Consider the following 12,980-nt stretch of genomic DNA (forward strand, 5'->3'; position numbering starts at 1 on the left):
AGGTGTGCATGGTGGTTCTCCCCGAGTGCGATCCAAGGTGGCGAACACGGCCCGTCGGCGGTGGCTCGGGCGGCATGTGAACACCCTAGAACTTCAAGTTGACTTGAGGTCAAGGTCGGCGATCCGGACGTGTCGACGCCCTCGGATCGTCGACGACCCGTTCGGAACCGTACACACCGAAACGGCCCGTCCACCCCGAGGGGTGGACGGGCCGTTTCGGTGCGAGTCGCGAGACGTCAGTGGATCGCGACGAACGAGTCCGTGGAGTGCCACACGGCGAAGTCGCCGCCGTGGTGGCCGCAGCCGTCCGAGAACTTCACGCCGGAGCTGGTGTGGTGACCGACCACGAGGCCGTCGTCGTGGCCGCCCGCCTGAGCGGTGCCGGCACCGGCGAAGGCGAAGAGCGCGGCGCCGGCAACGGCGATCAGCGAGGTACGGAGGCGCATTGTCATCTCCCATGAAGTGTGGGTAAGCGGAACATAAATCCTGATATCCACAAAATCACAGCAATATGGGTAAGTTCGCCCATTAGGGGCGTGTCGTGCGCTCGTTACGACCCGTTCGGCCCGTCGTCACTGGTGCACGAGGGTGAGCCAGTGCGCGTACCGCTCGTCCCTACCGGTGATCGCCGCGGTGTAGGCGTCCTGGATCTTCCGGGTGATCGGCCCGGTGGCCACCTCGCGGTCGTCCAGCGAGGCCACCGCGACCACGCCCGCGGCCGTGCCGCAGACCATGATCTCCTCGGCGGTGTACAGGTCCGAGCGGAGCAGGTTCTCGGTACGGACCGCCAGACCCAGATCCGCGGCCAGGGTGAGCACGGTGTCCTGGGTGATCCCGCGCAACGCGCCGGCGCTCGGCGGCGGGGTGAACAGCACGCCGTCGCGCACCGCGAAGACGTTGGCCGCGCTGCACTCGCTGACGTAGCCGTCCGCGTTGAGCAGCAGCGCCTCGTCGTAGCCCGCCCGCAGCGCCGCGGTCTTGGCCAGCGCCGCGTTGAGGTAGCCGGCGGTGGCCTTGGCCGCGGGCGGCAGCGCGTTGGGGTCGTTGCGCCGCCACGAACTGGTGGCCAGGCGGATGCCGCGCTCGGCCGGCGCGTCGCCGAGGTAGGCGTGCCACTCCCACCCGGCGATGCTCACCTCGACCGCCATCTCGGGCCGGAGGGCCGGACCCATCTCGCCGTAGCCGATGTGCGCGAGATGGCGCAGGTAGCAATCGGAGTGTCCGTTGGCCGCGATCAGTTCCAGCGTCGCGGCGCGCAGCGTGGGCAGGTCGTAGGGCAGTTCGAAGCCCACGATGTGGGCGCTCTCGCGGAACCGCCGCAGGTGGTCGTCGAGCCGGAACACCGCGGGGCCGCGCGGGGTGAGGTGGGCCCGGGTGCCCTCCAGCACGCCGGTGCCGTAGTGCAGTCCGTGACTGAGGACGTGCACCTTCGCGTCCGCCCACGGCACGAGCGTGCCGCCCATCCAGATCCGGTCCGCTTCGGTCAGTGCCATCGCTGCTCCCGCCCTCGTGCGCTCGTGCGTGGTCGCCTTCGGCCGCGGGCGCCGTGCGGCGCCGCCGTCGGGCGTGCTCGACAAGTGGATCACCGAGAGACGCTTCGATGGGCCACTTGATGAGTGGCACATTAGCCCGATCGCTATTGGTCCACTAGTGCCGATCCGCCATCCGGACACGCCCGGGCCGCCCCTCGGCGCGGGCCGGGGGCGCGAGCGGTCGACTTACCGGGCAAGGGAGTTCAACACCGCCCGGAACGGCTTCGGCCCGCTCTAACGGACCCGACGGGCCTCGCGCCAGGCCGTGGTCAGGAGCTCGACGGCCTGGGACAGCACCGGCTCGGGCCACGCGAAGCTCAGGCGGATGTGCTCGGCGGCGGTGTCCGGGTCCGGCGCGAAGACGGCGCCGGGGGAGACCGCGACGCCGTGGCGAAGGGCGCCGGCGACGAATTCCTCGCCGTCCACGCCGGGCAGCCGGGCCCACAGGGACAGGCCGCCGCGTGGCATGGTCCACTCCCACTCGGGCAGGTGCCGGGTGAGTTCGGCGGCGAAGTGGTCCCGACGGGCGGCGAGCGTGTCGGCCCACGCGCGGACCCGCCTCGGCCGGTCGGGGTCGCGCAGCAGGTGGATCGCGAGTTGCTGGTCCAGCGTGGAACAGGCCAGGTCGGTACGCTGCTTGGCCTCGATCAGCAGGGCCCGCACGGAGGTCGGCGCGGCCACCCAGCCCAGCCGCAGACCGCCCCACGTGGTCTTGGACAGCGAGCCCAGGCACACCGTGCGCTCGGGCAGGTGTTCGGCCGCCGAGGCGACCGGTCCGTCGGCGAGATCGGCGAGGGTGCGGTCCTCCACCAGCAGCGTGCCCTCCTCGGCGGCCACCCGGGCGACCGCCTTCGCCCGCCGGGCCGAGACCATTGCCCCGGTCGGGTTGTGCACGGGCAACGAGAACGCGTACGCGGGTCGATGCCGGCGGATCGCCGCCCGCAACTCGTCCGGGTCGAAGCCGTGTCGATCGCCCGGCACCGGGATCGCCTCGGCGCCGAAACGGTACGCCGCGGCGAGCATCCCGGGGTAGGTGGTCGGCTCGACCAGGATTCGGTCGCCGGGCCCGAGCAGCGCGTCGGCGACCAGGTGGATCGCCTGCTGCGCGCCCGAGGTCACCACGATGTCGTCCGCGCCGAACCCGGCGGGCAACGCGTGCGCCGCGACCAGCGCGCGCAGTCGCGGGTCGCCGGCCGGCGCGTACCCGTCCTGCGGTCGGGCGTCGAGCAGGTCCTCCACGCGCAGCGCGGTGTCCGGCAACAGCGCGGCGTCGGGTACGACCGCCTTGGCCAGGTCGACCACGATGGCGCCCTCGCGCAGCCAGCGGGAGAAGGTCGGCCGACCGCCGGGACGCACGTACGAGCCGCTGCCGTGGCGCCGCTCGACCAGGCCGATCCGGTTCAGCGAGAGGTAGGCCGAGGCGACCGTGCCGCGACTGAGACCGAGCGCCTCGGCGAGCGCGCGCTCGGACGGCAGCCGGGTCTCGGCGAGCAGGTCGCCGCCCTCCACCAACTCGCGCAGCGCGTCGAACAGCCGCTCGCCGCGCGAGCGGCGCTCGTTGCGCCGGGGGCGCCCCATGCGCTCGGCGACCACGACCGCGAACTGCTCGACCTCCACGACCACTCCCTCGACCCACGTTCCGTCGGATCCGACGATGGCTCGACGATATGGGGTCGCGCCGGCTCGGCACGCCGCCCGCTACCACGGCAACGGGTGGGTGTCCCGGAAGAAGCCGCCGGTGGGTCCGTTGTCGGGAAGGGTCGCCGCCCAGACGATGCCGGCCGCGCCCGCCGCGACCGGGCGACCGCCCGGGCCGCCCATCTCGGTGGCCACCCAGCCCGGGCAGATCGCGTTGACCAGGACGCGATCCGGGCGCAGTTCGGCCGCGAGCATCCGGGTGAGCGCGTTGAGACCGACCTTGGAGATCGTGTACGCGGGTGTTCCGCCGCCCATGTTGGTCAGCGACGCGGCCTCGCTGCTCACGTTGACCACCCGGGGATGGGCCGAGCGGCGCAGCAGCGGCAGGAACGCCTGCACCGTGCGCCAGGGCCCGTACAGGTTGGTCTCGCCGGCCTCGGCCACCACGTCCAGGTCGGCGTCGGTCGCGCGCTGCCAGGTGTCGTAGGTGATCGCGGCGTTGTTGACCAGCGTGTCCAGGCCGCCGAAGCGCCGCTCGACCTCGGCGGCGGCGCGTCGTACACCGGCCGGATCGCGCACGTCCAGGAGCACCGGATGGGCGTCCAGGCCCGCCGCGCGCAGCTCGCGCGCGGCGGACTCGGCGGCGTCGGCCGACCGGGCGCCGAGCAGCACGGTGTGCCCGAGCACGCCCAACCGACGCGCCACCTCGTGGCCGATGCCACGATTGGCGCCGGTCACCAGCGAGATCGAGCCGACCCGCCGACCCGGGCCGGCGGCGGGTGCATCGGTGGTGCGGGCCATCGGGTTCTCTTCCTTGTCTCTCCGGTGCTTCGGGGTGCGGCCATCGTCGGATGTGCGGCGGCGCCGGGTCCAAGACCGGCTGTGATAACCAATGGCTATGGACACGCACCTGCGAGACCTTCGGTACTTCGTGGCGACCGCCGAGGAGCTCAACTTCACGCGCGCCGCGGAGCGATTGTTCGTGTCGCAGCCCGCGTTGAGCAAACAGATACGCCAGTTGGAGGACGGGCTGCGCACCCGTCTGTTCGACCGGGACCGGCGGGCCGTCACGCTCACCGCGGCCGGTGCGGCGTTGTTGCCCGCGGCGCGCGAGGTGATCCGCTGCTGGGACGAGGCGCAGCGGGTGGTGGGCGACGCGGTCGCGGCCGAGGCGGCGCTGTTGCGGGTGGGGCTGTCCACGAGTGTCGGGCGCGGGTTGTTGCGGCGGGCGCGTGCGGGGTACGCCGTGCGGCGGCCGAATGGGCGGCTGCGGATTCGGCAGATCGACTGGGACGACGCGACGGCGGGGCTGGCCGAGGGGGAGGTGGACGTCGCGCTGGTGTGGTTGCCGCTCCCGAACCCGGACGCGTTCGCGACGCGCGTGGTGGCGACCGAGCCGAGGTGCGTGATGGTGCGCGAGGACCACCCCCTCGCGGGGCGCCCGAGTGTGGAGTTCGCGGAGTTGCTGGACGAGCCGTTCCTGGCCCTGCCTTCTTCGGCGGGGCCGCTGCGGGATTACTGGTTGGCGATCGACCATCGCGGTGGGCGGCCGGTGCGGGTCGGCGCGGAGGTGTGCAACGCGGACGAGACCTTCGCGGCGGTCGAGGAGGGGAGCGGGATCGTGCTGCTTGCCGCCGGGAACGCGGCGATCTATCAGCGGGCGGGGACGGTGGCCATTCCGGTGAATGGGCTTTCGCCGAGTGAACTGGCGGTTGCCTGGCGGGTGGATGATCACCGGGCGACGGTTCGGGACTTCGTCGAGGCGCTTTAGCTTCGCGGCGCGTGGGTTCTTTTTGTCCTCAACGCCGGACGGGCTGGATTTTAGGTGGGCTTGGTAGGTTTGCTGGGGTTTTGGGGTGTCCTCAAGCGCCGGACGGGCTGGAGGGGTTGGGTGGGCCTAATGGATGCGCTGCGGTTTTCGGGTGTCCTCAAACGCCGGACGGGCTGAGTTTGGGTCGGTGTGGTGGGTGTGCTGGGGTTTTGGGGTGGCTTCGAGCGCCGGGCCGGTTGGGTTTTGGGTGGGCGGGTGGGTGGGATGGGCTGCGGTTTTGGGGTGGTTAGAGGAGATGGGGGTTGGGTTCGTATAGGCGGTATAGGCGGCGGGTTGTGTGGGTGTGGTCTCGGGCCGTTACTGCGTTCCAGGCTTGGGAGAGGAGGGTGCGGGCCTGGTGGCCGGGCCAGGGGGTGGGGAGGAGTTCCGGGGGGAGCAGGGGGTCGGGTTCCATTGCTCGGCTGAATTCGACGGTCAACTCGACGCCGATGGTGAGTAGTTCGACGTCGTCGATGTCGGCGCTCGATTCCAGGCGGGCCAGTCTGGGGCGGGTGGTCTCGATCAGGCGCTCGTAGCGCTCGGCCAATTCGGTGAGCGGCCACAGGTGGGCGGCCAGTTCCGTCGGGCGATCGAGCGGGCCGATGCGCAGGTCCCGGCTGGTGAGCAGGGTTACCGCGTCCGATACGCCCAGGCGATGCGCCTCGGCCGAGACCAGGTCGGTCCACTCGTTCGCGGACACGTACAGGCCGCCGTGCAGCGCCGCGCCGCCCAGTCGCAGGATCGCGTCGCGCAGCGCGTCGCGTGCGGATCGGGCGGACTCCGGGATCGCGAACGCGACCAGTCGCCACGTGCCGTCCCACGGTTCCAGGCCGCGATCCTGGCGGAACGCGTAGCGGACGAACTCGACGTTGGGTTCGATGATGCGCAGGGTGTCCTCGGACGCGCTCAGCACCGCCTTGCGGCCACGACCGTGATGGGTGAACCGCCCCTCGGCGACCAGGCGTTTGACGCACAGCCGCACCTGCTGGTCGGTCATCCCGAGCACGCCCGCGACGGTGTACAACTCGCCCGCGTCCACGCTGCCGTCCGGCCGCACCAGCGCGTACACGAGGGTGCGGGTCGGGATCTCGACCGGGTCGACTCCTGGCGTTCCTGGCATGTCCCGAGCATACGAGCGCGCGGGGCGACCCATCGCGCTCACCCGCGCGCGGGCGTCGGGGCGGGCCCGATCTTGCGGATCATGGTGGTCACGGCCCCGAAGCCCAGCAATCCGCGCAGGTAGGGCGTGTGCTCGGTCCTGGTCGCGACGAAGCCGTGTCGTTCGTAGAGCGCGCGGGCCCGCGGGTTCACGTCGATCACGTCGAGCCGGATCCGTCGGCAGCCGAGTTCGCGGGCGAGCACGGCCACCTCGTCCAGCAGCAGGCTGCCGATGCCCGTGCCGCGCTGCGACGGGTCGACGGCGATCCCGTCCATCACCAACTCCGACGACCCGGGCCTGCGTTCGAGCAGGGCCAGGATGGCGACGCGGTGCAGGCCGCCGAGTCGGCCGTACGCGCGCAGCACGTCGCGCGCCGTGCCGCCGGTGAGGCCATGGCCGCCGTGCGTGTAGCCGGCCAGGCCGACCAGTACGCCGTCCCGGGTCGCGGCGATCGCGCGGTCCGCGTGCAGGTGCTCGGCGATGAACGCCGTCCCGGCCCCGGCCGGGCCCAGCGCGGTGCCCAGCTTGCGCCCGAACGCCTCCCAGTACAGCTCGGCCGCCCGCCGGCGCGCGTCGGGCGGCAGGCCGCGGCGGACCAGCAGCGCGCCCGGGTGCCGGTGATCCGAACCGCGTCGATCGTTCGGCTCGCTCGCCTGGTCCATCGCTGCCTCCGGGTGGTGGGTCGTCCTCGGCGTCGTGGTCGATCATGCCGGGCATCCGGGGACAGCATACTTGAAACGTTCGTTTGACAGACGAGCGTTTGTAAATCGATAGTTATTGCGGATGAGGGTGCGATGGGCAGCCGGATGAAGGAGACGAAGACATGAAGCTCGGATCGGTTGTTCGACGCCATCGCGGGCTCGCGATCGGCGCCGCGATCGTCGCGCTGCTCCTGTTGGTCGGCCTGGGTGCGGCGGTGTACGCCGACCGTGCGAACACCTACGACCTCGACGAGGAGCGGATCTCCTTCCGGGACGGCGCGCAACGACTGGACGGTGTGCTGGCCAAGCCCACGCGCGGGCGCGGTCCGTACGGGCTGGTCGTGTTGGTGCACGGCGACGGCCCGAAGAACGCGACCAACGACGGGTTCTACCGGCCGCAGATGGAGGCGTACGCGCGGGCGGGCTACGCGACGTTGTCCTGGACCAAGCCCGGAGTGGACGGCGCGCCGGGCAACTGGCTCGACCAGAGCATGGAGGACCGTGCCCGGGAGACCGAGGCGGCGATCGCGTGGAGTCGCTCCCGGTCGGACGTCGACCACGCGCGGGTGGGTCTGTGGGGTGCCAGTCAGGCGGGCTGGGTGTTGCCGAAGGTGGCCGCGCGCACGCCGGACGTACGGTTCCTGATCGCCGTCTCGCCCGCGATCAACTGGCTGCGTCAGGGCCGCTACAACCTGCTGGCCGAACTGCGCGCCGAGCACGCCTCGGCGGCGCGGATCGAGACCGAGGTGCGGCGCAGCGACGAGACCCGACGGCTGCTCGAGGAGGGGGCGAGCCACGAGCGGTACCGCGCGGCCCTGGGCGACGCCGCGGACATGCCGGCCGACCGGTGGGCGTTCGCGCGCAGGAATTTCGCCGCCGACGCGAGCGCGGACCTGGCCGGGGTGCGGGTGCCGGTGTTGTTGATGCTCGCCGGGCACGACGTGAACGTGGACGTCGCGGAGACCGAGGCGGAGTATCGCCGACTGCTGGGCGGGCGGGCCGAGTTGACGGTCCGGCACTACCCGGGCGCGGCGCACTCCATGGTGGAGAAGGACATCGAGGGCTCGCGGGTCGACACCTGGTTCACGGCGGTCTTCGCGCCGCGCGACCTGTTCGCCGCCGGTTACCTCGGCGACCAGCGACGCTTCCTGGCCGGGCGCTGAGCACCGCTCCGGGTCACCGGGCGACCGGGATCGCGCCCAGGGCCGCCGTCACCTCCGCCAGGTGCGGATCGGCGGCGGCCTTGGCCAGTGCGGCGGTCAGCGCCTCCGCGTAGGTGGCGTCGGCCTGGGCCAGCCGGGTGCGCCCGTCGTCGGTGATCACCGTGTACACGCCTCGGCGGTCCTTGGGACACAGGTCGCGTCGGGTGAGCCCGTCGGTTTCCAGGCGGACCGCGAGGCGGCTGACCGAACTCTGGTTCAGACCGATCGAATCGGCGAGTTCCTGCATGCGCAGCTCGCCGTCGGGCGCGACCGCGAGTCGGGAGAGCGCGCGGTACTCGGACAGGCCGATCCCGTGCCGCCGTTGCAGCGTCCTGCCGAGGTCGTGCTCGACGCGCGCGTGCAGTACGACGACCTGTTCCCAGAGCTTCGCGTCCATGGCCGTCCCCTTTCGCCATTCGGGCGAGTCGCCCGTGCGGGCGGGTCGCCGGTTCGGTGGAGTCCCGGCGGCCGGTCCGGCGGAGCGTACGACCGCTGTTGACAGCAGGTTACATGCAGTGCCAGATTATGCATGCACAAGCAAATAATGTATGAGCATACACATTCCTTGCAGGTCGAGGTCACCGCGCTCGACCGCCGACCCCCGATCCCCGATCCCACCGAAACCGATCGACCCGATGAAACGGATGACGCGTTGACCTCTCCCACCACCACCGCGAACCCGCTGCTGACCCCGCACCGTCGTGGCCTCCTGGACCTGCCCAACCGGATCGCGATGGCACCGATGACCCGGGGTCGCGCCGACGACACCACCGGTGTGCCGAGCGAGCACGCCGCCGCGTACTACACCCAGCGCGCCGGCGCCGGGCTGCTGATCACCGAGGGCATCTCGATCCACCCGCTCGGCAAGTCCGGCCCCGGCATCCCGGGACTGCGCACCGACGAACAGGTCGCACGCCGGCGCGAGATCACCACCGCCGTGCACGACGCGGGCGGCCGGATCTTCGCCCAGTTGTGGCACGTGGGCCGGATGACGCACCCGGTGACCCTGGACGGCACGACGCCGACCGCGCCCTCGGCGGTGCCGATCACCGAGGCGCCGATCTTCACGCGGGACGGCCTGCTGCCGCACGTGACCCCGCGCGCGCTGACCCTCGCCGAGATCGAGGAGGTGGTCGCGGCGTTCGCGCGTGGTGCGCGGCGGGCGATCGAGGCCGGGTTCGACGGGATCGAGATCCACGGCGCCAACGGCTACCTGTTCCAGCAGTTCCTGGCCGAGAACACCAACCTGCGCACCGACCGCTACGGCGGGTCGCGGGAGAACCGGCTGCGCATCGTGCTGGAGGTGGTGGCCGCGGTCACCGCCGAGATCGGCGCGGACCGGGTGGGCCTGCGCGTCTCGCCGGACAACCCGGAGAACCAGATCCGCGAGGCGGACGCGCGCGGGACCTACCGGGCCCTGGTCGACGCGCTCGAACCGCTCGGCCTGGCCTACCTGCACGTGCTGGAGCGTGGCGACTACGCCGCGCTCGCGGATCTGCGCCCGCGCTGGAGCGGCACGCTGATCGCGAACCACAACGGCCCGACGCCGGTCGACCCGGCGACGGCCGAGCGGTTGCCGGCCGCCGAACTGGCCGACGTGGTGGCCTTCGGCCGGCTGTTCATCAGCAATCCGGACCTGCCCGCGCGGATCGCCGAGGGACTGCCGTTGGCCCCGCCGCCGGTGGCGGACGTGTACGGCGGGGGCGCGCGCGGATACGTGGACTACCCGGCGGCCTCGGGCGCGGCCGGTTAGCCGTCCGAGCTTCAGGCAGCTGCGTCCAGCGGGCCGCGCTCGCCGGTGAGCACGGTGCGCAGCGCGTCCGGGGTGAGCAGACCGACGGCGCGACCGGCCGCGTCGGTCACCGCCCACACCCGCATGCCCCGGGCACGCATGGTGGCCAGCGCCTCGCCGGCGGGCATCTCCGGCCGGGCGAACGGGCCGCCGTCGTGCGTGATGTTCCCGATCGGCGTGCGCGCGGTGTACCACGAGCGGTTTTGGTACGGCGCCAGCTGCGCCCGGCGTACGACGCCGAGGCAGCGGCCGTCCTCGGCGTGCAGGATCACGTGGTCGGCGTCGGCCACGCGGATGATGTCGACGGCCTTGTCGACCATGGTGTTCACGTCGATCCCCAGCTCGGCCGGCCGCATGGCCTGCGCGACGGTGAGCGGACCGACGGGGCGATGGTGGGGTATGGCGGTCATCGAGGGCACCTGGTTTCCAGTCGTCCGGATCCGGGGTTCGCACCCGGGTCGCCGGTGGTTCGGGTCATGAGGGACCGCGGCCGGTGGGAACCGGTCGCGGGTCGGACCGTGCGCGCACCGTCTTCGGACGACACGCCCCGGCGGGGCGGCGGAAGTTCGGCGCTGAAGCCACCCGGGACGCGGCCGGCGCGCGACGTCGAACCCGCCGGGAACGGGCCGGGAGGTACCGGCGTGCCGGGGTTCGACGCGGGCGTGACCGCCTGCGGTGGATGGCGACGCGAGAGTCGCGATGGCGCTGTGCGCTCGGTCGGCGGGCGAACCGCGGTCACCGGAAGCCCGGTTCACCAGTCCTGCGGATCCGGCCGCAATGGCCGATGTCCTAGCCCACCGAGGACGGCGTCGGCGCGGAGGCCGACGTACGACGTGTCTTCGGTAGGGCCACCTTACCGTCTTTTTGACGTCTTTCCGACGGGCGGCCGATCCGGCGTCGGGACGATTGTGGGTGAACCGGCTTTATTTACCGCACAGTTCGGGTGCGGTCGCGCCGCCGAGTCGGGTACCGGCACCGGCCGAGGCACCGAAACGCTCGGCCTGGACCGGTGCTCCCCGGCGGTTGCTACCAGGTGTAGATCGGTTTGCCGTTGCGGTCCTTGGCCTCGGTGTAGACCTTCATGCACGCGCCCTCTTCGGAGGCGTTCAGGGCGGAGGAGCCCTTGGGGAGTTCACCGACCGGCGGGGGCGGCGGGGCGGACGGCGGTGCCGAGGGGGTGCTGCTCTTGCCCGTGCCCTTGAAGGTGGCGCCGGAGCCCCAGTCCGCGCCGATCTGCACCGTCACGCGGGTCGCGTTCGGCTGGGGGGACAACGCCGTGGCGGGCAGGCCGAGCGCGTCGGCGACGGCCTGCGCCTGGACCTGGTCCTTGGCCGGGAAGATCACCGCGCTGGTCTGTCGCTTGATCGGGTTCGGGTCCTTCGTGGTGTTCGCGAAGCCCTGTGCGATCAGGCCCTCCGTGACGGCGGTGGGCAGGCTCGTCCTGGTCGTGCCGTTGACCACGGTGATCCGGATCGCGGCCTTGTCCACCGCGGGCGGCGGGGGCGGTTGCGGTGCCGCGGGCGGCGGGGTGGTCTCGGTGCCCGGCGGCGGGCCGTTCTTGTCGAACGCGACGTCCGAGCGGACCATCTTGAACAACGTCTCGGCGGACGCGGCCGGGACCAGGTGCTGATCGGGGGCCTGCGGATCCGCGTCGTGCGGCATCGTGGTCATGGTGATCCGGTTGGTGTTCACCTTGTTCAGCGTGGTCGCCAACGAGGTGAGCTTCTGGATCCCGTTGAGGCCGTCGTCGACGGTCAGCGACCTGGTCGCGGCGTCGGCGACCTTGAACAGCTTGATCGGGTTGGAGATGGTGCTGTTCGACTTGAGCGTGCGCACCATCGAGTTGAGGTACATGTGCTGCGCGTGGGTGCGCCCGACGTCGCTGCCGTCCTCGAAGGCGTGCCGCGTACGCAGCCACTTGAGCGCGTCCTCGCCCTGGATCTTGTGCGTGCCGGCGGTCAGTCGCAGGTGCGAACCGATTACGTGCCGTTCGCCGTTGACGTACTCGACCGCCTCGTCCTGGATGTTCGACTGCACGCACACGTCGACCCCGCCGACCGCGTCGGCCATCGAGACCACGCCGGAGAAGGTGACCATCATGAAGTGATCGATGTGGATCTTGGTGAGCAACTGCCACGTGCCGACCACACAGCCGGGTCCGCCGCGACCGAGGCTCTCGTTGATCGTGGCGTTGATCGGCGCGAACTTCTGCTTGGTCTTCGGGTCGGTGCAGGCCGGAATCGCCACGCGGGTGTCGCGCGGGATGCTGATCACCGACGCGTTGCTGCGGTCCGCCGAGACGTGCAGCAACATCTGCACGTCCGCCCTCGGCGCGCCGCCGTCGCAGGCGCCGCCGAGCTTGCAGTCGATCGGGTCGTTCCGGCCGTCCGAGCCGATCATCAGGATGTTCATCGGGGTGCGGCCGAACTCGTCGGGCGCCTCCTTGGGCACGTCCACGTCGCTGGTGTTGAGCTTGCTGTGCTTGATGTTGGCGTTGAGCTTTTGATAGATCACGTAGCCGGTGATCCCGAGCGCGACCAGCACCAGCGACATCACCAGCGCGGTGATCTTGAGCTTGCGGAAGCGGCGCGGCTTGCCGTGCCCGGTGCGCTTGACCCGGCGGGCGGCCCGACCGGCCGACGTGTCCTCGCCTCGGCGGGCGCGCGGTACGGCGGGCGCGTCGTCGGTGGGCTCGGCGCCGAGTTCCTCGCCGTCCGCCGCGGGAGCGGTCGAGACCGCGTCGGAGGAGGATGGTCGCGACGCGTTCGCGCGCCGACGGCGACCACCGGACTCCGGTGCGGAACTCAAAACGACCCCCGAGAAAGTTGTCGTCGAACCGATGCCGCGTTGCCGCGGACTGGCTCGACACCGTACCGGGCGGCCGGAACGGACCGAACAGGTGCCGGCCGCACGTCGTCGTGACGGCGGCCTCCTCGGAAACGGACGGCTTCGCGCACAGGTTGGTTGCGGCGCGGACGATCGGTCCGGGTATGGCATGGATCACGGCGTGGCGCGCATGCCGCGCGGGGCGGGAAGCGGCCGGGCACGACAAGGACGACGCCGCCCTCGGGGGGAGGGGGCGGCGCCGTCGTTCAGGCGTCGGTGAGCGGGATCACCTCTCGGCGGGGGGCACGCCGCGACTCCAG

12 protein-coding genes are annotated in these 12,980 nt (G+C 71.6%); 3 read left to right on the forward strand and 9 right to left on the reverse strand.

The window, feature by feature from the left end:
• Window positions 1-236 precede the first annotated feature (236 nt).
• From OG948_RS31205 to OG948_RS31220, 4 genes are all read right to left on the reverse strand, one after another.
• Entirely contained in the window at window positions 237-452 is a 216-nt protein-coding gene (locus OG948_RS31205) for a hypothetical protein (protein WP_406299637.1), read from the reverse strand.
• Between the two features lie 120 nt (window positions 453-572).
• Window positions 573-1,493: a branched-chain amino acid transaminase gene (locus tag OG948_RS31210; RefSeq protein ID WP_406299638.1), complete on the reverse strand. Its 921-nt coding sequence runs from the start codon at window positions 1,491-1,493 to the stop codon at window positions 573-575.
• A gap of 273 nt (window positions 1,494-1,766) precedes the next feature.
• Window positions 1,767-3,149 carry a PLP-dependent aminotransferase family protein gene (locus OG948_RS31215; RefSeq protein WP_406299639.1) on the reverse strand — a complete coding sequence of 461 codons (1,383 nt, stop codon included), beginning with the start codon at window positions 3,147-3,149 and terminating at the stop codon, window positions 1,767-1,769.
• An 81-nt stretch (window positions 3,150-3,230) separates the two neighbouring features.
• Window positions 3,231-3,971 carry an SDR family oxidoreductase gene (locus OG948_RS31220; protein ID WP_406299640.1) on the reverse strand — a complete coding sequence of 247 codons (741 nt, stop codon included), beginning with the start codon at window positions 3,969-3,971 and terminating at the stop codon, window positions 3,231-3,233.
• A gap of 97 nt (window positions 3,972-4,068) precedes the next feature.
• Here OG948_RS31220 and OG948_RS31225 point away from each other — a divergent pair, with 97 nt between their 5' ends.
• Window positions 4,069-4,941: a LysR family transcriptional regulator gene (locus OG948_RS31225; protein ID WP_406299641.1), complete on the forward strand. Its 873-nt coding sequence runs from the start codon at window positions 4,069-4,071 to the stop codon at window positions 4,939-4,941.
• A 286-nt stretch (window positions 4,942-5,227) separates the two neighbouring features.
• Here OG948_RS31225 and OG948_RS31230 read toward each other — a convergent pair whose 3' ends face one another.
• A complete protein-coding gene (locus tag OG948_RS31230; RefSeq protein WP_406299642.1) occupies window positions 5,228-6,100 on the reverse strand; it encodes a PaaX family transcriptional regulator C-terminal domain-containing protein in 873 nt (290 codons plus the stop codon).
• A 38-nt stretch (window positions 6,101-6,138) separates the two neighbouring features.
• Complete coding sequence (locus OG948_RS31235) at window positions 6,139-6,801, reverse strand: GNAT family N-acetyltransferase (protein WP_406299643.1); 663 nt, start codon at window positions 6,799-6,801, stop codon at window positions 6,139-6,141.
• Between the two features lie 161 nt (window positions 6,802-6,962).
• Here OG948_RS31235 and OG948_RS31240 point away from each other — a divergent pair, with 161 nt between their 5' ends.
• A complete protein-coding gene (locus OG948_RS31240; protein WP_406299644.1) occupies window positions 6,963-8,003 on the forward strand; it encodes an alpha/beta hydrolase family protein in 1,041 nt (346 codons plus the stop codon).
• 13 nt (window positions 8,004-8,016) lie between these two features.
• Here OG948_RS31240 and OG948_RS31245 read toward each other — a convergent pair whose 3' ends face one another.
• Window positions 8,017-8,439: a MarR family winged helix-turn-helix transcriptional regulator gene (locus OG948_RS31245; protein ID WP_406299645.1), complete on the reverse strand. Its 423-nt coding sequence runs from the start codon at window positions 8,437-8,439 to the stop codon at window positions 8,017-8,019.
• 255 nt (window positions 8,440-8,694) lie between these two features.
• On the opposite strand from OG948_RS31245, the gene OG948_RS31250 reads away from it, so the two are divergent.
• Window positions 8,695-9,795, forward strand: coding sequence for an alkene reductase (locus tag OG948_RS31250; protein WP_406299646.1), 1,101 nt, complete (start codon window positions 8,695-8,697; stop codon window positions 9,793-9,795).
• Between the two features lie 11 nt (window positions 9,796-9,806).
• On the opposite strand, the gene OG948_RS31255 is transcribed toward OG948_RS31250, so the two are convergent.
• On the reverse strand, window positions 9,807-10,244 hold the full coding sequence (locus OG948_RS31255) for a CBS domain-containing protein (protein WP_406299647.1): 438 nt from the start codon (window positions 10,242-10,244) through the stop codon (window positions 9,807-9,809).
• Between the two features lie 616 nt (window positions 10,245-10,860).
• A complete protein-coding gene (locus OG948_RS31260) occupies window positions 10,861-12,642 on the reverse strand; it encodes an LCP family protein (RefSeq protein WP_406299648.1) in 1,782 nt (593 codons plus the stop codon).
• Between the last annotated feature and the right edge of the window lie 338 nt (window positions 12,643-12,980).

Source organism: Embleya sp. NBC_00888 (assembly GCF_045207655.1).
Taxonomy (GTDB): domain Bacteria; phylum Actinomycetota; class Actinomycetes; order Streptomycetales; family Streptomycetaceae; genus Embleya.

Excerpts from the sequence above, each read along its gene's own strand:
- OG948_RS31205 (WP_406299637.1), bottom strand. The coding sequence starts at position 452 with ATGACAATGCGCCTCCGTACCTCGCTGATCGCCGTTGCCGGCGCCGCG.
- OG948_RS31210 (WP_406299638.1), bottom strand. The coding sequence starts at position 1,493 with ATGGCACTGACCGAAGCGGACCGGATCTGGATGGGCGGCACGCTCGTG.
- OG948_RS31220 (WP_406299640.1), bottom strand. The coding sequence starts at position 3,971 with ATGGCCCGCACCACCGATGCACCCGCCGCCGGCCCGGGTCGGCGGGTC.
- OG948_RS31225 (WP_406299641.1), top strand. The coding sequence starts at position 4,069 with ATGGACACGCACCTGCGAGACCTTCGGTACTTCGTGGCGACCGCCGAG.
- OG948_RS31230 (WP_406299642.1), bottom strand. The coding sequence starts at position 6,100 with ATGCCAGGAACGCCAGGAGTCGACCCGGTCGAGATCCCGACCCGCACC.
- OG948_RS31235 (WP_406299643.1), bottom strand. The coding sequence starts at position 6,801 with ATGGACCAGGCGAGCGAGCCGAACGATCGACGCGGTTCGGATCACCGG.
- OG948_RS31240 (WP_406299644.1), top strand. The coding sequence starts at position 6,963 with ATGAAGCTCGGATCGGTTGTTCGACGCCATCGCGGGCTCGCGATCGGC.
- OG948_RS31245 (WP_406299645.1), bottom strand. The coding sequence starts at position 8,439 with ATGGACGCGAAGCTCTGGGAACAGGTCGTCGTACTGCACGCGCGCGTC.
- OG948_RS31255 (WP_406299647.1), bottom strand. The coding sequence starts at position 10,244 with ATGACCGCCATACCCCACCATCGCCCCGTCGGTCCGCTCACCGTCGCG.